Origin of the sequence: Pseudorhodoplanes sp. (assembly GCF_050250235.1) — a bacterium.
Classification (GTDB): domain Bacteria; phylum Pseudomonadota; class Alphaproteobacteria; order Rhizobiales; family Xanthobacteraceae; genus Pseudorhodoplanes.
The window spans coordinates 34215-53635 of the sequence record NZ_JBFWPA010000043.1 but is presented as its reverse complement, the minus strand read 5'-3'; the positions used below and the strand labels follow the sequence as shown (position 1 = coordinate 53635).

22 protein-coding genes are annotated in these 19421 nt (G+C 64.3%); 10 read left to right on the top strand and 12 right to left on the bottom strand.

The features are described 5' to 3' along the window. Positions 1 to 117 precede the first annotated feature (117 nt). Positions 118 to 867: a transporter substrate-binding domain-containing protein gene (locus AB7F49_RS19050; protein WP_428525178.1), complete on the top strand. Its 750-nt coding sequence runs from the start codon at positions 118 to 120 to the stop codon at positions 865 to 867. Then, on the top strand, positions 867 to 1328 hold the full coding sequence (locus AB7F49_RS19045; RefSeq protein ID WP_428525176.1) for a YybH family protein: 462 nt from the start codon (positions 867 to 869) through the stop codon (positions 1326 to 1328). The genes AB7F49_RS19050 and AB7F49_RS19045 overlap by 1 nt, the downstream gene beginning before the upstream one ends. Before the next feature lie 14 nt (positions 1329 to 1342). Here the strand turns inward: AB7F49_RS19045 and AB7F49_RS19040 are convergent, their stop codons facing one another. Together AB7F49_RS19040 and rpsU are read right to left on the bottom strand one after the other, a co-directional pair. Next, on the bottom strand, positions 1343 to 2119 hold the full coding sequence (locus AB7F49_RS19040) for a tetratricopeptide repeat protein (protein ID WP_428525174.1): 777 nt from the start codon (positions 2117 to 2119) through the stop codon (positions 1343 to 1345). 256 nt (positions 2120 to 2375) lie between these two features. Next, the gene (gene rpsU, locus AB7F49_RS19035) at positions 2376 to 2684 is read right to left on the bottom strand and encodes a 30S ribosomal protein S21 (RefSeq protein ID WP_428525173.1); all 309 of its coding nucleotides are present in this window, start codon (positions 2682 to 2684) and stop codon (positions 2376 to 2378) included. 261 nt (positions 2685 to 2945) lie between these two features. Here rpsU and AB7F49_RS19030 point away from each other — a divergent pair, with 261 nt between their 5' ends. Then, positions 2946 to 3185, top strand: coding sequence for a cysteine rich repeat-containing protein (locus AB7F49_RS19030; RefSeq protein WP_428525171.1), 240 nt, complete (start codon positions 2946 to 2948; stop codon positions 3183 to 3185). 34 nt (positions 3186 to 3219) lie between these two features. On the opposite strand, the gene AB7F49_RS19025 is transcribed toward AB7F49_RS19030, so the two are convergent. The 3 genes from AB7F49_RS19025 to AB7F49_RS19015 all read right to left on the bottom strand — a co-directional run bounded on the left by AB7F49_RS19025 (position 3220) and on the right by AB7F49_RS19015 (position 5282). Next, a complete protein-coding gene (locus tag AB7F49_RS19025; RefSeq protein ID WP_428525169.1) occupies positions 3220 to 4314 on the bottom strand; it encodes a 5-(carboxyamino)imidazole ribonucleotide synthase in 1095 nt (364 codons plus the stop codon). A 2-nt stretch (positions 4315 to 4316) separates the two neighbouring features. Beyond that, the gene (gene purE, locus AB7F49_RS19020; protein ID WP_428525167.1) at positions 4317 to 4904 is read right to left on the bottom strand and encodes a 5-(carboxyamino)imidazole ribonucleotide mutase; all 588 of its coding nucleotides are present in this window, start codon (positions 4902 to 4904) and stop codon (positions 4317 to 4319) included. A 171-nt stretch (positions 4905 to 5075) separates the two neighbouring features. Then, entirely contained in the window at positions 5076 to 5282 is a 207-nt protein-coding gene (locus AB7F49_RS19015; RefSeq protein ID WP_428525165.1) for a YdcH family protein, read from the bottom strand. Positions 5283 to 5514: 232 nt separating this feature from the next. Between AB7F49_RS19015 and AB7F49_RS19010 the strand changes: the two genes are divergently transcribed. The 3 genes from AB7F49_RS19010 (at position 5515) to AB7F49_RS19000 (ending at position 6536) form a co-directional block, all read left to right on the top strand. After that, positions 5515 to 5694: a YdcH family protein gene (locus AB7F49_RS19010; protein ID WP_428525163.1), complete on the top strand. Its 180-nt coding sequence runs from the start codon at positions 5515 to 5517 to the stop codon at positions 5692 to 5694. A 133-nt stretch (positions 5695 to 5827) separates the two neighbouring features. Next, the gene (locus AB7F49_RS19005; RefSeq protein WP_428525161.1) at positions 5828 to 6208 is read left to right on the top strand and encodes a hypothetical protein; all 381 of its coding nucleotides are present in this window, start codon (positions 5828 to 5830) and stop codon (positions 6206 to 6208) included. Between the two features lie 109 nt (positions 6209 to 6317). After that, positions 6318 to 6536: a hypothetical protein gene (locus tag AB7F49_RS19000; RefSeq protein ID WP_428525159.1), complete on the top strand. Its 219-nt coding sequence runs from the start codon at positions 6318 to 6320 to the stop codon at positions 6534 to 6536. Between the two features lie 4 nt (positions 6537 to 6540). Here AB7F49_RS19000 and AB7F49_RS18995 read toward each other — a convergent pair whose 3' ends face one another. The 5 genes from AB7F49_RS18995 to AB7F49_RS18975 form a co-directional block, all read right to left on the bottom strand. Next, positions 6541 to 7689, bottom strand: coding sequence for a glycosyltransferase family 4 protein (locus AB7F49_RS18995; RefSeq protein ID WP_428525157.1), 1149 nt, complete (start codon positions 7687 to 7689; stop codon positions 6541 to 6543). Positions 7690 to 7873: 184 nt separating this feature from the next. Further along, positions 7874 to 9517: an acyl-CoA synthetase gene (locus tag AB7F49_RS18990; protein WP_428525155.1), complete on the bottom strand. Its 1644-nt coding sequence runs from the start codon at positions 9515 to 9517 to the stop codon at positions 7874 to 7876. A gap of 258 nt (positions 9518 to 9775) precedes the next feature. After that, a complete protein-coding gene (locus AB7F49_RS18985; protein WP_428525153.1) occupies positions 9776 to 10738 on the bottom strand; it encodes a glycerophosphodiester phosphodiesterase in 963 nt (320 codons plus the stop codon). Positions 10739 to 10792: 54 nt separating this feature from the next. After that, positions 10793 to 11554 (bottom strand): sulfite exporter TauE/SafE family protein, encoded by a 762-nt coding sequence (locus AB7F49_RS18980; RefSeq protein WP_428525151.1) that lies wholly within the window; start codon positions 11552 to 11554, stop codon positions 10793 to 10795. A gap of 15 nt (positions 11555 to 11569) precedes the next feature. Then, positions 11570 to 12331, bottom strand: coding sequence for a sulfite exporter TauE/SafE family protein (locus tag AB7F49_RS18975; RefSeq protein WP_428525149.1), 762 nt, complete (start codon positions 12329 to 12331; stop codon positions 11570 to 11572). Between the two features lie 244 nt (positions 12332 to 12575). Here AB7F49_RS18975 and AB7F49_RS18970 point away from each other — a divergent pair, with 244 nt between their 5' ends. The 3 genes from AB7F49_RS18970 (at position 12576) to AB7F49_RS18960 (ending at position 16439) form a co-directional block, all read left to right on the top strand. Continuing rightward, complete coding sequence (locus AB7F49_RS18970) at positions 12576 to 14501, top strand: propionyl-CoA synthetase (RefSeq protein WP_428525147.1); 1926 nt, start codon at positions 12576 to 12578, stop codon at positions 14499 to 14501. A 2-nt stretch (positions 14502 to 14503) separates the two neighbouring features. Next, entirely contained in the window at positions 14504 to 14974 is a 471-nt protein-coding gene (locus AB7F49_RS18965) for a hypothetical protein (RefSeq protein ID WP_428525145.1), read from the top strand. 79 nt (positions 14975 to 15053) lie between these two features. Then, complete coding sequence (locus AB7F49_RS18960; protein WP_428525143.1) at positions 15054 to 16439, top strand: HD-GYP domain-containing protein; 1386 nt, start codon at positions 15054 to 15056, stop codon at positions 16437 to 16439. Positions 16440 to 16536: 97 nt separating this feature from the next. Here AB7F49_RS18960 and AB7F49_RS18955 read toward each other — a convergent pair whose 3' ends face one another. Then, positions 16537 to 16998 carry a L,D-transpeptidase gene (locus AB7F49_RS18955; RefSeq protein ID WP_428525182.1) on the bottom strand — a complete coding sequence of 154 codons (462 nt, stop codon included), beginning with the start codon at positions 16996 to 16998 and terminating at the stop codon, positions 16537 to 16539. A gap of 526 nt (positions 16999 to 17524) precedes the next feature. After that, a complete protein-coding gene (locus tag AB7F49_RS18950; RefSeq protein ID WP_428525141.1) occupies positions 17525 to 18427 on the bottom strand; it encodes a LysR substrate-binding domain-containing protein in 903 nt (300 codons plus the stop codon). Between the two features lie 96 nt (positions 18428 to 18523). On the opposite strand from AB7F49_RS18950, the gene AB7F49_RS18945 reads away from it, so the two are divergent. Then, entirely contained in the window at positions 18524 to 19417 is an 894-nt protein-coding gene (locus tag AB7F49_RS18945) for an MBL fold metallo-hydrolase (protein ID WP_428525139.1), read from the top strand. The last annotated feature ends 4 nt before the right edge of the window (positions 19418 to 19421 follow it).

The following is a 19421-nucleotide window of genomic DNA, read 5'->3' as shown; positions in this document are numbered from 1 at the left end:
CTTCGCCGAGCTATGTGGAGCTCCTTACCTGCCTCGAAATGGATGCCGACGCCCGCAAGCTGAAGAAGAACCCGAAAACACGACGGAAATCTCGGGACGGAAACGCAGACGAAGAGCATGGTGCCGGCCGATGCCGTCAAGGACCTTGCGCCGGCAGGTGCCCTGCGCGCCGCCATCAATTACGGCAACGGTGTCCTCGCCCAGCGCGGGCCGACCGAGCAGGAGCCGCGCGGCGTTGCTGCGGATCTTGCGCGCGCGCTTGGGGAGCGGCTCGGCGTGCCGGTGCATTTCGTTTCATTCGATGGCGCCGGCAAGGTATTCGACGCCCTCTCCGCGATCCCGCCCGACCCGCAGGCCTGGGACATCGCCTTCCTCGCGATCGAGCCGCTGCGCGCCGCCGAGATCGCCTTCACCGCGCCTTATGTGCTGATCGAAGGCACCTATCTCGTGCGCAAGGATGCGCCTTTCCGCAGCGTCGCCGATCTCGATCATCCGGGCCGGCGCATCGTCGTGACGCCGAAATCGGCCTACGACCTTTATCTCACCCGCACGTTGCAGCATGCCGAACTGGTCCGTCGCGAGCCACCCGGCGCCACCGGGCTCGCCGATCTGTTCGCACGCGAAAAGCTCGACGCGATGGGCGGCGTGCGCCAGCTCATCGGCAGGTATCTCGGCGCAAATCCCGAGTTGCACGTGCTCCCCGACAGCTTCATGGAGATTCGCCAGGCCATGGGCACCAAGCAGGGCCGCGCCATTGGCGCGCGCTACCTGCGGGAATTCGTCGAGGAAATGAAGGCCAGCGGCTTCGTCGCGGATGCCCTGAAGCGCAGCGGACAGACCGCGACGGTTGCGCCGCCGGAAGGCTGATGTTTCGCCGGCTCATCCTCACGCTTTGTCTTTCGCTGGCATTTCCGGCGTCGGCGGGCACGGTCCTGGCGCAATCATCGGCAGATTCCGAGATTCGCACTGCGCTCGAAACATGGACCGAGGACTTCAATGCCGGTCGCGTCGATCGAACCTGTGACCTGTTCGCGAGGGACCTGATCGCACAATATCGGGGTGCGCCCGAGCGTGGCCATGAGCGGCAATGCCAGCTCCTCACCAAGGCACTCACCGATCGCGCGCGCCGCTATCACAATGCGCTCGCGATCCGCGAAATCCTGGTATTCGGCGACATCGCAGTGGCGCGGGTGGTGTGGACACAGACCGTGCGCGAGATCGAGACCGGCAAGGAAACGAAAACGGTGGAGCCGGGACTTGACGTCTTCCGCCGCGATGCCGACGGCAGGTGGCGGATCATCCGCTATCTCGCCTATGACGAGGAGTGAGCGACGACCCTCGCTCAGAACGCCTGATAGGTCTTGCCATATTGCCCGCCAACGCGGCGGAAGCCGTCCGAGGCCGGCGCATAATTCTGCTGGATGTTGAGCGCCTTCGCATAGGAGCCGGCGGCCTTTTCCTTGTCGCCCAGTCGCTCATAGGCAAACCCGCGGCTGGTCCATGCGGCGAAATTCTGCTCGTCGAGCTGCACGGCATTGTCGAGGTCGCTCGCCGCGGCTTTCAGGTCTCCGGCGGCGATGAAGCTGAGCGCGCGCGCGAGATACGGATCGGCTTCGCGCGGCGCCAATGTCGCCGCCGTCGAGAAATCGTCGATTGCGAACTGGTGCTGGCCGCTGCCCTGATAGAGCAGGCCGCGATTGTGATAGGCTTGGGCGTTGTCGGGCCGGATCGCGATCGCGCGGTTGATGTCTTCGAGCGCTTTCAGGTTCTGCTTCTTGTCGCGCCAGGCGAGGCCGCGGCCCAGATAGGCCGCGGCGTAATTCGGGTCGATCCGCAGCGCGGCGTCGTAGTCGCGGATGGCGAGATCCGGCTGGCCGTTCTGACGGTGGACCAGGCCGCGATTGGCAAAGGCCTCGGCATATTTCGGGTCAAGCTGGATCGCCTTGTTGAAGTCGACCAGTGCTTCCTTGCGCCGACCGGAGGTCGCCAGCACCGTGCCTCGCATGTTGTAGGCTTGCGGGTCGTTCGGTTGCGACTGGATCACCTCGGTCAGCGAGGCGAGATTGGCCGGAGAAGCGGCGTAGGTGGCGTCCGGCGCCAGCGCACCGTGTTCCAGCATGGTGGAACATCCCGCAAGCGTGAGGGCTGCCGCAAGGCTTGCGGTGCCGGCGAGCGGTCGCAACAGGGAACTGGGTGGCGTCATTGCGAGCCGATGATAAGCGCAATCACGTGGCGGTAAAGCGGCGGCGGGCTTGCTTCCGAACGATACGACGCCGCTTCCTGTTGCTTCCCGGCGCAGGAAGGATCGAAAGAAGAAAGCCGCCGGAACTGCCCCGGCGGCTTTCGCAAATCCCCTCGAGCGAATCTGGCTGGGACTAGCCGCGCGGGCCGCCGCCGAAACCGCCGCCCGGACGCGGACCACGCCCGCCATCGCGACCGCCCGGTCCACCGGCGCCGGGAATAACCTTCGGCTTCATCGGCAGCAGACCCTCGCGCTGCAGCTTCTTGCGCGCCAGCTTGCGCGCACGCCGCACCGCTTCCGCCTTCTGCCGGGCTTTCTTCTCGGAGGGCTTTTCGTAATGACCGCGAAGCTTCATTTCGCGGAAAATGCCCTCGCGCTGCATCTTCTTCTTCAGCGCCTTCAGGGCCTGATCGACATTGTTGTCGCGGACAAGAACCTGCACGGATAATCCTTCTTCACGGATGCTGCCCGTGCCGGATCGGCCGGCGGGCAGCGCACGAATTGTTGTTCGGGAGCCGAAAAGGGCGCATCGGGCCCTTCGAGTCGGCCGGCAGATACCAGAAACGGGACCGAAAGTCCACAGACGTCCGCCGCCTGCTGTGCATCCCGCCAAATTGGCTTGCCCGCGCGCCGGTTCACCGGCATGCCTGAAGCCAGATCGGCAACCCGGGGGTGACCTATGACAGGCTTTGCGTGGAAGGCTTTGGCGGCGTTTCTGGTGCTGGCACCGGCCGGCGCCAACGCCCAGCAACAGCCAATCCCGTTCCCGTTTCCCAACCTGATGCAGGGAACGCCACAGGAAGAGGCCGCCTGTGCGCCGGATTCTGCCAAATTCTGCAAGCGTTTCGAGCCGGACCCGTTGCAAGTGCTGGGCTGCCTGCAGCAAAACCGGACCCGCATCAGCAAGGCCTGCCAGACGGTGCTGCGCAACCGCGGGGTCTGATGGCCGTTCCTCCCCTGAAGCGGGGGGAAGCGAATCAATCTGCCTGCACCCGTGTCACGTGACCCATCTTGCGGCCGGGAACCGGATCGCCCTTGCCATAGAGGTGGATCGCGGCGCCCGGCACCGCAAGCCAGCGGGTATAGTCGTTGGCTTCAGCCCCGATCAGATTGACCATCTCGACCCGGCCGAGCCGGACCGGCACGGCCAGCGGCCAGCCCGCCACCGCGCGGATATGCTGCTCGAATTGCGAGACGGTGCAGCCGTCGATGGTCCAGTGCCCGGAATTGTGCACCCGCGGCGCGATCTCGTTGACCAATACGCGCTGCGCGGTGCCGTCGCGCAGGACGAACATCTCGACTGCCAGCACCCCGACATAATCGAAGGCCGTCGCAATGCTCTCGGCGATGCGCACCGCTTCCGCCGCAACCGGATCGGGGATCGCGGCGGGCACGCGCGACACCTTCAGGATGTGATCGCGATGTTCGTTCTCGGTCACGTCGAAGCTCTGCAGAGAGCCGTCGCGGCCGCGTGCCACCACGACCGAGATTTCGCGTTCGAACGGCACGAAGCCCTCGAGAATGCAGGGTGCGCCGCTGAGCGCGCGCCATGCCGTGGCCGGATCGCCGCCGGCGTCGATCCGGTGCTGACCCTTGCCGTCGTAACCGAACCGGCGTGTCTTCAGGATCGCGGGCAGGCCGATCCTGTGCACGGCCTCAAAAAGCTGCGAAGCGTCGATCACCGGCGCATAGGGAGCAGTGGCGATGTCGAGGCTTTCGACGAACTCCTTTTCGATCAGCCGGTCCTGCGTGGTCGCGAGCACCCGCGGGTCGGGCAGCACGAGCTTGCGCTGGGACAGAAACGATGCGGTCTGCGACGGTACATTCTCGAATTCGTAGGTGATGACGTCGCAGCCCTTGGCAAAGCGCGCGAGCGCGTCCTGGTCGGCATAGGGTGCGACGGTGGCCCGTTTCACGACCTCCAGGGCGCAGGAATCGGCCTCGGTCGCGTAAACGTGGCAATTCAGACCGATTCGGGACGCGGCCTGCGCCAGCATGCGCGCCAGCTGGCCGCCACCAAGAATGCCGATGGTGGCGCCCGGAGGCAGCGGTGCGTTGTCGCGCTTGAGCATCGTCAGCTTGGCCGCGTCGGTTCGTGCAGGTCCTTCGACCGGTCGCGTCCGCCAACGGCCTTCGACCCCGCCGCTTCGTTGACGGCCGTCGTCGGCCTTCTTGCGACGCCCGCGGTCTGCGCCTTGCGGAGCGCCGCAAGACGCCTGGCGAGCGGCTTGTCGCCAAGGGCCAGCACGGCGGCGGCCAGCAGCGCTGCATTGATCGCGCCGGGCTTGCCGATCGCCAGTGTCCCGACCGGGATGCCGGCCGGCATCTGCACGATGGACAGCAGCGAGTCCTTGCCTTCCAGTGCGGTCACGTTCATCGGCACCCCGAACACCGGCAATGTGGTCATCGCCGCCGCCATGCCCGGCAGATGCGCGGCCCCGCCCGCTCCCGCGATGACGATCCTGTACTTCTTGTGCGCGGATTTCGCGAAGGCATAAAGACGGTCGGGCGTGCGATGCGCGGAGACGATCAGCGCATCATATCCGACCTTCAGACGGTCGAGCATTTCGGCGGCATGCTGCATCGTTGCCCAGTCGGACTGGCTGCCCATGATGATGGCGACGGGCTTCTTCGCCGGTGATGGTTTCGGCCGCGCGGCCATGGATGCGAATCCGGAAACGAAAGAAGCGGCCGACTATACGCAGGGACGTTGGGGCGGCAAGCGGTACCGTCATTCCGGGCCCGCAGGAAGCGAGGGCCGGATTCCATCGTCACGGCGGCGGTTATCGATTGGAAATTTGCGACCTGCGGTTCACCCGGATCAAATCCGAGGCTAGGCAATGATATCCGGCGTAAGCTGGTCTTCGATGAACGCGATGCGGTCGCGCAGGATCAGCTTGCGCTTCTTCAGCCGCTGCACCTGAATCTGGTCGCGGCCGGGAGCGTCGCTCAGTGCCTCGATTGCGGCGTCGAGGTCACGGTGCTCCTGTTGCAACCGCGCAAGCTCCTCCCGCAATGTGCCTTCGTCGTCGCCGGTCATCTGATTCTTTTTGCGAAAACCCAGTCAATTCAGAGGGTTGCCCCCCGGCTTCTCCAGCCCGGTTCGGCGGCCATTTGTGCCGCGTTCCGGAATCCCGTTCAAGCAGTCCCGAAAAACTAACGAAAAGCGGGGATTTGCTGCGATGCAACAAGCCGGCCTGTCGACTTGCCACAATCCTCATGTCAGAATTGTTGCGTCAGGACTCCAACCGACCAAGGAGGCCAAATCCCCCATGTCCATTCAAGAGCATCTTGTGGAGCTCAAGGCCAGGCACCGGGCCCTTGAGGAACAGATCGCGGATGCGCTGGCGCATCCGTCTACCGACGACGCCACGATTGCCGAGCTGAAGCGTCGCAAGCTGCAAGTGAAGGATGAAATCGCCCGGATGCAGGCATCGGCCAGCGTCCATTAATGAGGCGGTTTCAGGTGTGGCGTGATTGCGGTTGGGCCGCCGGCTCTCCGGACGGAGACCGGCGGTCTTGTTTTCGGCGATTCTCCACCTGACATTGAGACCGGTCGGAGAGGAAGCGCCGAGGGGTTACGCCATGACTGTTACGGTGCGCTGCGTTGCCACCCTGGGGCTGACCCTGCTGTTCGCCTGCAGTGGCGCGTTCGCGTCGGATCGGGTTGCGCCACAGGCGCCGCCGGCCGCGACGACACCGGCGGCGAAGTCCGCCGATGACGTAAAGCTTGATCTGCAGAGACCCGAGCGCGAGACGCCGGAAGCCGCCGAAAGCTGGTGGCAAAGGGTGATCCGAGAGGCACCGAACTGCAAGTCCTTCAGCGACGGCTGCCGCACCTGCAGCCTCACCGTCTGCTCCAATATCGGGATCGCCTGTCAGCCGAAGGAATGGTCCTGTAACGATGCCAACGCCGCTGCGAAGACCGAGGCCAAACCCGATGCAAAGCCCGAACCCAGACAATAGGCGGCGGCGGATAGTAGCGCTTGCCGCGGCCGCGATATTTGTGTGCGGCAACGCGCCCGTCCATGCGCAGGATGTCCGCGGACTTGAGCTGTGCACCGCCGAGAAGCAGATGGACCGCCGCACCGGCTGTCTGCAGGCCAATGTCGAATTTCTTCAGGGCGTGATCGAGCGCAATGCGCGCGACGCACGCCAGAAGCTTGATGCGGCTGCGAAGGAGCTTGCGGCCGCGCGCACCGAGATCAGCACGCTGAAGGCTGGCCTCGCCGCGACCCAGGCGCGGCTGGACAAGCTGGAAAAGGCAGGCGCGGACAAAGCCCGGTCGAAATGATGCGCTATTTCTGCGCCAGTGCCCCGATCTGCACCGGGATCGCCTCCGCCATCGCTTCGCGATAGGCCGAGAGCACGCCATCGACCATTGCATCGATCGAGAACGAGGCTGCGACGCGGTCGCGCAATTGCTGCGCCAGGTGCTCGGCCGCGGCCGGACTGCCGATGGTGCGCGCAATCGCGTCGGCCAGCGCCTGGGCCTTGCCCGGTTCGATCAGGGCTTTGGAGAGCGGGCCGAAGATTTCGGGAATGCCGCCGACATTGGTGGTGATCAGCGGTTTGGCGGCGGCGGCGGCTTCGAGCACCACATAGGGCAGCGATTCCGCGCGCGAGGGGATCACCATGACCCGTCCAAACGCGAGCGCCTCGCGGGCGGGCGTTGCCGGCACGAAGCGGATCGCATGCCGCAGCGAAAGCCGCTCGACCTGCGCCTTCAGCGCGGCCTCGTCCGGCCCACTGCCGACCAGCGTGGCCGTCACCGGCCGGCCGGTTGCATGCAGCCTCGCAATGGCGTCGATCAGAATGTCGATGCCCTTCACCGGACGAAACTCGCCGATAAAAACCAGATCGGTGGCATCGGGGACCGGCGCCACCGGCTCGAACTCGCTCCGAGACACCCCGTTATGGATGACTCGCACGATACCGTTCGGCTCGCCGATCTTTTGCCTGAAAACGACTCCGCTATAGGCGCTCTCGAACAGGAAAAGCGCGGGCCGTGCGAGCAGGATGCGCTCGAGCGTCAGATAAAGCCGCCCCGACCAGTTGTCGTGGCTGAGCAGCAGGCTGCCGCCATGCGGTGTGTAGGCGCGCACCACGCGCCGCCCCGGAACCGCGAGCCGCGCATAGGCGCCGCCCTTGGCGCCATGGCCGTGGATGACGTCTGCGCCGGTCTGCTGGATCCGCCGCGTCACGTGAAAGACGGCCGGGGCGTCGAGCGGATTGAGCTGACGGTGCATCGGAATGCGGGTCAGCCCGAGCGCAAGCCGCGGAGCCAGATCGGCAAAAATCTCATCGGACCGTGCATTGCCGGTCAGGGAGTCCGCGATGATGCCGACTCGGTGGCCGCATGCGATCTGTCCTCGCACGAGATCCACAACATGGCGGAACAATCCGCCGACCGGCGCGCGGAAGACATGAAGGATATTGATCGGCATGGTCGGCGGCCTTGTGGCGTTGCGGGCGGCCTTTCACATCTGCGCCCAAAGCCGGCTTTTGCAAGGACGCAAGCCGTATTTCTACGAGGTTATGCCGTCTGGTTTGACCAATGATTAACGCGGACCGAATGATTAACGGGCGGTGAAGAATTTCCAGTCAATCCGAAGGTTGACGGTTCGGTTTCTAGATGTCCCGTGTCACGTCGCGGAGCTTGAATTTCTGGATCTTGCCGGTGGAAGTCTTCGGCAATTCCGAAAACACGATGTATCGCGGCACCTTGTAGCCCGCAAGATTCTGTTTGCACCAGGCGATCAGGTCGTCGGACGTCGCGCTGGCGCCGGGCTTGAGTTCGACGAACGCGCACGGCGTCTCGCCCCATTTGTCGTCAGGCTTCGCCACCACGGCCGCGGCCTGCACGGCAGGGTGCTTGTAGAGCGCGTCCTCCACTTCGATCGACGAGATATTCTCGCCGCCGGAGATGATGATGTCCTTGGATCGGTCCTTGAGCTGGATATAGCCGTCCGGATGCATCACGCCGAGATCGCCGGTATGGAACCAGCCTCCGGCAAAGGCCTTGTCGCTCGCCGCGCGGTTCTTGAGATAGCCCTTCATCACCACATTGCCGCGCATCATCACTTCGCCCATGGCAGCGCCGTCGCGGGCGACCGGCTGCATGGTCTGCGGGTCCATCACGTCGAGCGCTTCCAGCGCGGCATAGCGCACGCCCTGCCGGGCCTTCTTCGCGGCCTGTTCCGCGGGAGCCAGCGCATCCCATGCGTCGTGCCAGTCGTTGACCACGGCCGGGCCGTAGCATTCGGTCAGCCCATAGAGATGCGTGACGTTGAAGCCCGCCTGCTTCATGCCGGCCAGCACCGCCTCCGGCGGCGGAGCGGCCGCGGTGAAGAACTCCACAACATGAGGCAGCGGCTTCTTCTCGTTCGCCGGTGCATTGAGCAGCGTCGCCATCACGATCGGCGCGCCGCAGAGGTGCGTCACCTTGTGGGCGGCGATCAGGTCATACATCGCCGCTGCGCGGACCTGACGCAGGCAGACATGCGTGCCGGCGAGCACCGAGATCGACCACGGAAAGCACCAGCCGTTGCAGTGGAACATCGGCAGCGTCCAGAGATAGACCGGATGTCGTGTCATGCCGCAGGTCACGACATTGCCGGTCGCGAGCAGATAGGCCCCGCGGTGATGATAGACCACGCCTTTCGGGTCGCCGGTGGTGCCGGATGTGTAGTTGAGCGAGATCGCGTCCCATTCGTCGCCGGGCATTTGCCAGGGAAAGCCCGGGTCGCCTTCGTTCAGGAAGTCCTCGTATTCCAGCGTACCGATGCGCTCGCCGTCGCCTCCGTATTCCGGGTCGTCGTAGTCGATTAGCAGCGGCTTGACCTTGGCGCGCGCGAGCGCGTCCTTCATCACGCGGGAGAATTCACGGTCGACGATCAGCACTTTCGCTTCGGCGTGATCGAGGGTGAACGCATTCACCGCGGCGTCAAGCCGCGTGTTGATGGTGTTGAGCACCGCGCCTGTCATCGGCACGCCGTAGTGGCATTCGAGCATCGCCGGCGTGTTGGCGAGCACCACCGACACCGTGTCGCCACGCTTGATGCCGCGCTTGGCCAGGGCGGAGGCGAGGCGGCGTGCGCGCGCATAGAAGTCGCGGTAATTGCGCCGCAGGGTCCCGTGGATGATCGCGATGTGATCCGGGTGCGTGCTGGCGGCGCGCTCCAGGAATTGCAGCGGCGTCAGCGGCTGGAAATTCGCCGGGTTGCGATCGAGGTCGATGTCGTAGGGTGTTTGGGCTTGGGGCGTTTTCGCCATTGTTGTTGCCTCCCTTGGATGAGGCAAGGATAGGGAGCGGCGAGGGCGCGATCAATTGCGATCCGTTGTGAGACCTTCGCAAGGTGGTGGTGACTTAACCCTCCCCCTTGTGGGGAGGGTCGCCTGTTGAGCGAAGCGAAACAGGCGGGGTGGGGACTTACCGCAATGGCGGAAAGAACCCCACCCCGATCTCCTTCGCGTTGCTCAGTCGATCGACCCTCCCCACAAGGGGGAGGATAAGAAGCAGCATGCGGTTGATCAGCGCACTTTCACCGGCGTCGGCGCCGCGATCCCCTTCGGCAGCGCGGCACGGGCGCGGTCGGGATAATCCGAGATGATGCCGTCGATCCCGGTCTGGTACATCAGTTCGAGATCGGCCATCTCGTTCACGGTCCAGGGGATGACCTTGAGCCCGAGATCATGCGCCTCCTTCACCAGCGCGGCCGTGAGGTTGCGGTAATAGGGCGACCAGACCGCGCAATCGGCGGCCTTCACCAGACGCGGCACCGAGCCGCCATGCTCGTCGATATCGAAGCCGGCCGTCCATGGCGAGGCACCGGGAAGATTGCGGCGGATGTTGTCCTCGCCCGGACTCTGGATCGTGAGGCAGACCCGTTCGATCTCCGGCGCGATGCGCCTGGCGATCATCAGGGTGCGCCAGTCGAAGCTCTGGATGCTCGCGCGTTTTGTCAGCCCCGCATCCTGGATGGCCTTCACAAGCGCGGATGCGAAGGTCTCCGGATCGGGCGTGTCGGTGCCGGATGTCGGCGTGAGCTTGGTCTCGATGTTGAAGCGGATATGGTCGGCGCCATGGCGCTTCACCAGATCGAATACCTCGGTGAGCTTGGGAATGCGGACATTGTCGGCGCCCTTCTGCATCGGAAACCGCGCGGCGTATGCTGTGCCCGGCTGGATGCGGCCGACATCGTAGGCCTGCAATTCGTCGAAGGTGAGCGAACGGATCGCCGGGCCTTGCTTGTTCAGGAAGGCGCCATCCGGTCCCCGCGTATGTTCCGGATTGAGAACCGAGTCATGGCTGACGACAAGGACATTGTCCTTCGTCATGCCGGTATCGAGTTCGAGCGTGGTGACCCCGATTTTCAATGCGGTCTCGAAGCCGGGGATGGTGTTTTCGGGCGCGAGGCCGCGGGCGCCGCGATGGCCCTGGAGGTCGAAGGCTGATGCGGGGAGGGTCATGAGGGTGAGGATGGCGAGGGACACGATTTGCTTCATGTGGAGAGGCTAGGAACCGCCTGTGTCATCAGCGTGACCGGATCAGCCCCGCATCAGGCCCGTGACGCCCTGCCACAGCAGCATCACCGACACGCAGAAGACCAGCGTGTAGGCGATCTTGTAGAACGTCTCGACCGGCGTGACCCGCACCAGCCAGATGCCCATCGCGTTGGCGGCGATCGCGAGCGGCAGCAGCACCAGCGAGGTTGCGAAATTGACCGCCGAGAACTGGCCGAGTGAGAAATAGGGGCCGATCTTCAAGGCGTTGACAAACGCAAAGAAGATGACGGTGGTGCCGACCAGCGTGAGCTTGGGCAGCCGCTGCGGCAGAACATGAACCTGAAAGGGTGGCCCGCCTGCCTGCGACAGGAACGAGGTGAAGCCCGAAACGCCGCCCCAGAACCCGCCGCTCAGCGCGGTCTTGCGGTGGCCTTCGACCGGAACATGCGCGAACATCGAATAGACCACGAACGAAATGCCGATGACGCCGACGCTGATCCGGAGTGCAGCGTCGCTCACATGGGCCGCGAACAGCCACGCGACTCCCATGCCGATCAACGCACCCGGCAGCATTACCCTCAGATTCCACGAATCGAAATCGCGCCGGTACCACCAGACCGAAATCACATCCTGCACGATCAGCACCGGCAAAATCAGCGCCGCGGCTTCCAGCGGCGGCAGGTAGAGCGCCGTGAGCGGCGTCGCCAGCACGCCCACCCCTGCGAAACCGCCCTTCGACAGACCGAGCGCGATGATCGCCGGTATCGCGACCATGTAGAAGACGGGATCGGTGATGATCGACATAAGCAGGAATTCCGGTCAGGACGCGAATGCGGTCACGCCGTTGCGGATCAGCTCAAGGGAGATCACGAAGGTGATCACATACACGATCCTGTAGAACGTCTCCTGGGGGGTGATGCGCACCAGCCAGAGGCCGAGGAAGTTGGTGGCGATGGCGAGTGGAAACAGCACCGCCGATGTGAGGAGATTGTCGGTCGTGAACTGGCCAAGGGAAAAAATCGGAATCACCTTGGCGAGATTGGTGATCGCGAAATAGATGGTCAAGGTCCCGGCAAATATCAGCTTCGGCAGGTGCTGCGGCATCATGTGGACCTGCACCGGCGGAGCACCCGCATTGGCGAGCGTCGAGGTGAAGCCGGAGATCGAACCCCAGAACACCCCGCTCGCCGCGCCTGGGCGGATGCCGATATCGCCGCCGCTCGGACCAAGCCAGCGCCATAGGACGAAAGTCGCACCGATGACGCCGACGGTGAGCCGCACCGCCGCGTCCGGCACCCAGGCCGCCAGCAGGCCTGCCACTGCGACCCCGATCAGACCCCCCGGGATCAGCACCTTCAGGTTCCAGGCGTGCCAGTGGTGGCGGTAGGCCCAGACCGAGATCACGTCCTGAAGGAGCAGGATCGGCAGAATGATCGCCACCGCCTGCAGCGGCGGAACGATCAGCGCCAGCAGCGGGGTCGCCACCATGCCGACGCCGATGAAGCCGCCCTTGGCAAGCCCAAGCAGCGTGACGGCGATCGTGGCGACGATCCAGAACAGCAGGTCGGCGGGCAGGTTCAAGGGGGGTCTCGGCTTGCGCCGGATCAAATACGAGCGGGCGCCGCGCCGGTAGTGCTATTTGCGAATGGGGTGCCTGCGCGGCGCTTGGTGGGCTTTGCGCCTGAACGGCGCGTGTTGGAGTTTTGCGCCCAAACGGCGCTTGTTGGAGTTTCGCCCGAACGGGCGCTTGCAATTGCGGCCGACAATCCGACAATTGCGAAAAATTCCGCTCCCCGGGATGACGGGGAGAGGAGGGGAAACGCGAATGGATGCCAAAGCGCCGCGCGCGGCGACCAGCCGCTATCACGAGGTCTATGCGCAATGGCAGCGCGATCCGGAAGGTTTCTGGGCGGAGGCCGCCAGGGAGATCGACTGGTTCGAGCCGTTCAAGAAGGTGTTCGATCCATCGATGGGCGTCTATGGCCGCTGGTTCGCGGGCGGGGTTCTCAATACCTGCTACAACGCGCTCGACCGGCACGTCATCGGCGGTCGCGGCGGTCAGGCGGCGCTGATCTACGATTCGCCCGTCACCGGTGCGCAGGCCTCGTTCTCTTATGACGAGATGCTGTTCGAGGTGGCGACGCTCGCCGCGATCCTGCAGGATTTCGGCGTCGGCAAGGGCGACCGCGTCATCATCTACATGCCGCTGGTGCCGGAGGCGGTGTTCGCGATGCTCGCCTGCGCGCGCATCGGTGCGGTGCATTCGGTGGTGTTCGGCGGTTTCGCCGCCAAGGAACTGGCCAAGCGCATCGACGACGCCAAACCGAAGCTGATCCTGTCGGCGAGTTGCGGCATCGAGCCTGGCCGCATCGTCAAGTACAAGCCGCTGCTCGACGAAGCGGTGGCGATGGCGGAGTTCAAGCCGTCGGCGTGCATCGTGCTGCAGCGGCCGCAGGAACAGGCGAAGCTGGACGAGGGTCGCGACCATGATTGGGCCGCCTTGCGCGACGCGGCCATCGCCGCGCGGAAGAGCGCCGATTGCGTACCGGTGCTGGCGACCGATCCGCTCTACATTCTCTATACGTCTGGCACGACCGGCATTCCGAAAGGCGTGGTGCGCGACAATGGCGGACACGCGGTCGCGCTGAAATGGTCGATGAAAAATCTCTACGGCGTCGATCCGGGCGAAGTGTGGTGGTGCGGCTCCGACATCGGGTGGGTGGTCGGGCATTCCTACATTGTGTACGGGCCGCTCATTCATGGCGCGACCTCGATCATGTACGAGGGCAAGCCGGTCGGCACGCCGGATGCGGGCGCATACTGGCGCGTGATCTCGCAGCACGGCGCGGTCGCCTTCTTCACTGCGCCGACCGCGTTTCGCGCGATCAAGAAGGAAGATCCGGACGCGAAGCTCCTGCCGAAATACGACCTGTCGAAATTCCGCACGCTGTTCCTTGCGGGCGAACGCGCTGATCCGCCGACAGTGGAATGGGCGGAGCAGAAGCTCAACAAGCCGGTGGTCGATCACTGGTGGCAGACCGAAACCGGCTGGTGCATTGCGGGCAATCCTGTCGGCCTTGGCATGCTGCCGGTGAAGCACGGCTCTGCCACCGTGCCGATGCCGGGCTGGGACATCCGCGTGGTCGACGAGAGCTGCAGGGAAGTGCCGAACGGTACCATCGGCTCGATCGTTGCCAAGCTGCCGATGCCGCCCGGCGCGTTCCCGACGCTGTGGCAGCAGGACGAGCGCTTTCGCGAAGCCTATCTCGACGAGTTTCCCGGCTATTACAAAACCGCCGATGCCGGGTTCAGGGACGAGGACGGCTATGTGCATGTGATGGGCCGCACCGATGACATCATCAATGTCGCGGGGCATCGCCTGTCGACCGGCGGCATGGAGGAAGTGCTGGCGGCGCATCCCGACGTAGCCGAATGCGCGGTGATCGGCATGGCGGATTCGTTGAAAGGCGAGGTGCCATGCGGCTTCGTGGTGATGAAGGCCGGCGTGACGCGCGATGCGGCGGCGATCGAGAAGGAGATCGTGGCGCTGGTGCGCGAGCGGATCGGCCCGGTCGCGGCGTTCAAGCTTGCGATCACGGTGCCGCGCCTGCCGAAGACGCGCTCCGGCAAGATTCTGCGTGGCACCATGAAGAAGATCGCGGACGGGGAAAGCTGGACGATGCCCGCCACGATCGAGGACCCGAAGGTGCTGGAGGAGATCGGCGAGGCGGTGAAGGGCAGGGGCGGGTAGCGGTGAAGCCTTACGATCCAAGCATCCTAAAAACTCCAGATGAGTGCCGGATTGTGATGCGCCGCGCGCATGACAAGCAATTGTCAGATGTCTACAACGCTGTGTTCAAGCGATATTGCGAATTAACGGGGGCCGCCAACGACGATCCTTCTGACCCGCTGATTGCAGATTTCTACAAGACACTCGCGGCCTATGAACAATTGCTTACAGAAAAAAATGAACGCAACACGATCGCATCGCGAACTCGACAGAAAATCACAAACAAAGGCGTCCACCAAAGTCTCATCGAATGGACGCGTGGAAAAGCTGAAACAAATGGGTTCAAGCTTCTGGTAGATCGGGGGATGCCGGAATTTACGGGGGAGTATCTGGTGGTCCGATATTCGGATCGGTTTCCCGAAGACGTCGTTGCTCTTGCAAAAGACCGTCTGGGCGAGCACGGAATTGCGATCCCAAAGACTGCACAGATTTAGTCTCGCTTAACGAGACGTTAACCCTGCTCATGCCTCCGTTGTGCGCCTCTCTTCTGCCCGCGCATGACGGACCTTTTCAATGACGGACCCTGTTTCGACGGCTGCCGCGCCGTCTCGCGCCGGCGACATCCGGCTCGCGGAACTGCTGGGCGCGCTCAGCCACGCGCTCGACATGACCGAGGGCCAGCCGGCCGGGCATTGCGTGCGCTGCTGCTGGATCGGGACGCAGATCGGACGGGAACTCGGTCTCGATGATGCGTCGCTGTGGGAATTGTATTACACGCTCCTGCTCAAGGACCTTGGCTGCAGCAGCAATGCGGCTCGTATCTGTCAGCTCTATCTCACAGACGATCTGCAGTTCAAACGCGACTTCAAGCAGATCGATGGCAGCCTGCCGCAGGCACTTCGTTTCGTGCTGGCCCATACCGGGCTGCAGGCGGGGCTGACCGAACGTTTCAGGGCGCTGATCAACATTTTCCAGAATGGCGGCAAGATTGCGCGCGAACTGATCGAGACGCGTTGCCACCGCGGCGCCGACATCGCGCGCAAGATGCGGTTCAGCGAGGCGGTCGCGCAGGGCATCCAGAATCTCGACGAGCACTGGGATGGCGGCGGCATGCCGGAAGGCATCAGGGGCGTCGCCATCCCGCTTTATGCGCGGATCGCATTGATGGCGCAGGTGATCGACGTCCTGCACACGAGTTCCGGCCGTGACTCCGCGATGCGGGAGGTGGAGAACCGATCCGGCACCTGGTTCGATCCGCAACTGGTCGGAGCTTTCAGCCGGATCGCAGAGCGCACGGGATTCTGGGATGAACTCTCCGCGACGGATCTCCGGCAGAAGATGTTCGCGCTCGAGCCAGCCCTTCAGACTATCGCCGTGGATGAGGAATACCTCGACGATATCGCCGCGGCCTTTGCGCAGGTGATCGACTCCAAGAGCCCATTCACCAGCGGCCATAGCGAGCGCGTGACGCTGTTCACCGACATGGTGGCCGAAGAACTCGGGATGCCGCTGGACAAGCGCCGATGGCTGAAGCGGGCGGCGCTGCTGCACGACATCGGCAAGCTCGGCGTCAGCAATGCGATCCTGGACAAGCCCGGCAAGCTGGGCGAGGAAGAATGGGCTGCGATGAAGATGCACGCTGCGTATTCGCAGACGATCCTGTCGCGCATCGCCGCGTTCCGCGATCTTGCCGTGGTGGCCGGCGCGCATCACGAGCGGCTCGACGGCAAGGGCTATCCGCGCGGTCTGAGTGGGGACGACATCTGCCTCGACACGCGCATCATCACCACGGCCGACATTTTTGATGCGCTGACGTCCGACCGTCCGTACCGTGCGGCCATGCCGGTATCGAAGGCGCTTGCGATCATGTCGGAGATGGCCGGTACCGCGATCGACCCGGAATGCCTGCAGGCGCTGCAACGTGCCTTGCGGCGCGTCGACCATTCTCTTGCGGCCTGATCGAAGGGCCGTCAAACAAAACGGCCGGGCTTTCGCCCGGCCGTCTGGCCCCCGCAACGATTCCGTTGCGGCGCCCCCTGTTTTCCGGTGAACCGGTCTAGCGCTGCACGATCACGGTCGCACCCATGCGGGTGCGGTTATAGAGATCGATGACGTCGTCATTGGTCATGCGAATGCAGCCGGACGAGACTTCCTCGCCAATCATCCAGGGCTCGTTGGTGCCGTGGATACGATAGAGCGTGTCGCCCAGATAGAGCGCGCGCGCGCCCATCGGATTCTGCGGGCCGCCTTCCATGTGGCGCGGCAGGTTCGGCTGGCGCGCCAGGATCGCAGGCGTCGGCGTCCAGCTTGGCCATTCGCGCTTGTTTGAGACAACGGAGGTGCCCGACCAGGCTGCGCCTTCGCGCCCGACGGCGACGCCATACTGGATCGCCTGTCCGTTACCGAGCACGTAATAGAGCCGCTTCTCGCGGTGGCGCACGATGATGGTACCGGGCGCGTAATTGCCGGGGAACGCCACGGTCCGGCGCGGGATCCTGGTGTAGAACATCCCGAACATCAGGCGGTTGTTCGGCCGCGCAGAATAGGCGGGTGCTGCCGGATATTGCCGTTGCTGGCGGGCGTTCCGGTTCGGATCAGCCGGTCGATTGTTGATGCCCCACATGGCACGCATGCGCTCGCCCCAGGTCATCGGCCGCTGCGGGGCCGGTGCGGCACGGCGGACCGGACGCGTCCGCGGCTTTGCATCGGCTCGGGGAGACGGATCGACCGCCGCGGTGGCGGGAGGTGCGGGAGCGGGTTGAGGCTTCGGCGCCGCTTCGGTCTCTGCGGCGCTGACCGCCGGACTGGCTGCCGCATGGCGGGTTTCGGCGGTCTGGGCGGAAGCTTGCACGGCTACGGAAGCGATCACCGAAAAGGCTAGAAAGACCTGCAATTTCATAGAGATTCCCTTCGACGCCCCCGCCGATGAGGGCCGGACCTTATCTGCGTCGCGGCAGCGCACCTAGTGCAGGGAAGCCACAACTGACGCCGAACGGGCACGGGCGATGTGAGGGGCAGCCAAATACCGCCTGAGTCGCGCTCAACTATCCACAAGTTTCGCGCAGCAGCCGCAGGAAAAGGCTCAAGGCGTGCGAGGGCGGGGCGGTACGCCGCATGACCCCGACATAGGGCAATCGGTCGCCCAGCTCGAATGAGAGGATCGCGAGCGCGCGGTCTGCCTTGTAGGCGGTCGCCGCATCATCCGGCATCACGCCGATCATGTCGGAGGAGCGAACCAGTTCGTAGTTCAGACGGATCGAGGTCGATTCGACGATCGGAACGGGAGCCGCGATTCCCGCGGCGGCGAAGATGCCGTCGATCACGGTGCGGATCGGCGCGCCGGGCTGCGGCAATACCCATGGATAGGACGCAAGGTCTTCCGGCCTCAGTCGCCTTTTCGCAGCCAGCGGATGCTGGCGGCGCGCAACGATCCGGGTCGGCAGCCGCAGCAGTTTCTCGGCGACGAGATCCTTGCCGTCCGCGCGGGAGTCGAGACGGCCGATGACGCAATCGAGTTCGCCCCGCCGGAGCGAACCGAGCAGCGCCGCACCGGTGCCGTCGTGCACGCGAACGCGCAGGTCCGGCGCGATCCGCCGCAGCGCCATCAGGCTTTTCGGCAGCAGCCTGCTCTCGGCCACGGGCAGGGCGCCGATCCGCAGCGATCCGAGCGTGCCGCGTGCGATCGCCGCGACTTCCTCGCGCGCATTGTCCATATCGTTGCGCAGATACTCGGCGCGGATCGCAAGCGCGCGGCCGCTTTCGGTCAGCATGACACCACGCTTTGATCGCTCGAACAGCGTCGCGCCGAACATCGTCTCCATCTCGCGCACCAGTTTGGAAATCGCTGGCTGGGTCAGGTGAACGCGTTGCGCGGCGCGCTGCATCGAGCCCTCGGCCGCGACCGCGAGCAGCACATCGAGATGGCGCATCCGCAGCGGCGACGACATTTGCATCATTCCAACCGGTTATCACTCAATAGCATAATGCGATTTCTGTTTATCACTCGAATTGTCCATAGTGAAGGGGACAGGAGAAGCCTGCTTATGCGCATCGTGCTGCTCGGTACCGGCGCGGCCTTGCCCGATCCCGACCGCTGCCACACCTCGATCCTGATCACGCTGGCGAGCGGCCGCCACCTGATGCTCGATTGCGGGCATGGCGCGACGCGCCAGCTCATGCGCATCGACGTCAATCCGGCCGATATCGGCGACCTTTTCCTCACGCACCTGCATCACGACCATGTCTGCGAATTGCCGTTCTTCGTGATCTCGAGCTGGATTCTGAACCGGGTCGGCGCGCTGAACATTTTCGGCCCCGACGGCACCGCGAAAATGGCCGGTCATCTGTTCGAGGGCGGCGCCTTCGATGCGGATATCCGCGCGCGCGGCGCCTATCCCGCGCGGCAGGCCAACATGGAAGCGATCCGTCCGAATGTGACGGAATACGCGCAGGGCCTGGTGTTGGAGGACAGGGAACTGCGCGTCACCGCAGCCCTGATGGATCACATTCCGGCGGAGATTTCGCCCTGCTACGGCTTTCGAGTCGAGGCGGAAGGCAGGGTGGTGGTGTTCTCCGGCGATACCGCGCCCTGCGAGAATATTCTGCGGCTGTCGCGCGACGCCGATCTGCTGATTCACGAATGCACTTTCACCGAGGCCTTCATCGAGCACCGGCGCAAGTCGCAGGTCGGCACCTTCTCGCATACCAGCCCGCAGGACCTCGGCCGGCTCGCGGTCGAAGCCGGCGTGAAGCAGGTGGTCGCGACCCATATCGGCCATGTGGATTCGCTCAGCCCGGTGCTGAAGCGCGCGGCCGGAAAGCATCTGCCGGTCGACCTGATGGGGCCGCATCAGATCGACGCCTTCGTTTCCGAAATCCGCAGCGTCTACCGGGGGCCGCTGCAGATCGCCCATGATCTGATGCGCATCGACCTGTGAACCG

What these genes read in the sequence shown, in the direction of transcription:
- AB7F49_RS19025 (WP_428525169.1), bottom strand. Translation starts at nt 4,314, where the DNA reads ATGCTCAAGCGCGACAACGCACCGCTGCCTCCGGGCGCCACCATCGGC.
- AB7F49_RS18990 (WP_428525155.1), bottom strand. Translation starts at nt 9,517, where the DNA reads ATGGCGAAAACGCCCCAAGCCCAAACACCCTACGACATCGACCTCGAT.
- AB7F49_RS19015 (WP_428525165.1), bottom strand. Translation starts at nt 5,282, where the DNA reads ATGACCGGCGACGACGAAGGCACATTGCGGGAGGAGCTTGCGCGGTTG.
- AB7F49_RS18955 (WP_428525182.1), bottom strand. Translation starts at nt 16,998, where the DNA reads ATGTTCGGGATGTTCTACACCAGGATCCCGCGCCGGACCGTGGCGTTC.
- AB7F49_RS19045 (WP_428525176.1), top strand. Translation starts at nt 867, where the DNA reads ATGTTTCGCCGGCTCATCCTCACGCTTTGTCTTTCGCTGGCATTTCCG.
- AB7F49_RS19040 (WP_428525174.1), bottom strand. Translation starts at nt 2,119, where the DNA reads ATGCTGGAACACGGTGCGCTGGCGCCGGACGCCACCTACGCCGCTTCT.
- AB7F49_RS18995 (WP_428525157.1), bottom strand. Translation starts at nt 7,689, where the DNA reads ATGCCGATCAATATCCTTCATGTCTTCCGCGCGCCGGTCGGCGGATTG.
- AB7F49_RS18970 (WP_428525147.1), top strand. Translation starts at nt 12,576, where the DNA reads ATGGATGCCAAAGCGCCGCGCGCGGCGACCAGCCGCTATCACGAGGTC.
- AB7F49_RS19005 (WP_428525161.1), top strand. Translation starts at nt 5,828, where the DNA reads ATGACTGTTACGGTGCGCTGCGTTGCCACCCTGGGGCTGACCCTGCTG.
- AB7F49_RS19000 (WP_428525159.1), top strand. Translation starts at nt 6,318, where the DNA reads ATGGACCGCCGCACCGGCTGTCTGCAGGCCAATGTCGAATTTCTTCAG.
- AB7F49_RS18980 (WP_428525151.1), bottom strand. Translation starts at nt 11,554, where the DNA reads ATGTCGATCATCACCGATCCCGTCTTCTACATGGTCGCGATACCGGCG.
- AB7F49_RS18950 (WP_428525141.1), bottom strand. Translation starts at nt 18,427, where the DNA reads ATGTCGTCGCCGCTGCGGATGCGCCATCTCGATGTGCTGCTCGCGGTC.
- purE (WP_428525167.1), bottom strand. Translation starts at nt 4,904, where the DNA reads ATGGCCGCGCGGCCGAAACCATCACCGGCGAAGAAGCCCGTCGCCATC.
- AB7F49_RS19050 (WP_428525178.1), top strand. Translation starts at nt 118, where the DNA reads ATGGTGCCGGCCGATGCCGTCAAGGACCTTGCGCCGGCAGGTGCCCTG.
- AB7F49_RS19010 (WP_428525163.1), top strand. Translation starts at nt 5,515, where the DNA reads ATGTCCATTCAAGAGCATCTTGTGGAGCTCAAGGCCAGGCACCGGGCC.
- AB7F49_RS18960 (WP_428525143.1), top strand. Translation starts at nt 15,054, where the DNA reads ATGACGGACCCTGTTTCGACGGCTGCCGCGCCGTCTCGCGCCGGCGAC.
- AB7F49_RS18945 (WP_428525139.1), top strand. Translation starts at nt 18,524, where the DNA reads ATGCGCATCGTGCTGCTCGGTACCGGCGCGGCCTTGCCCGATCCCGAC.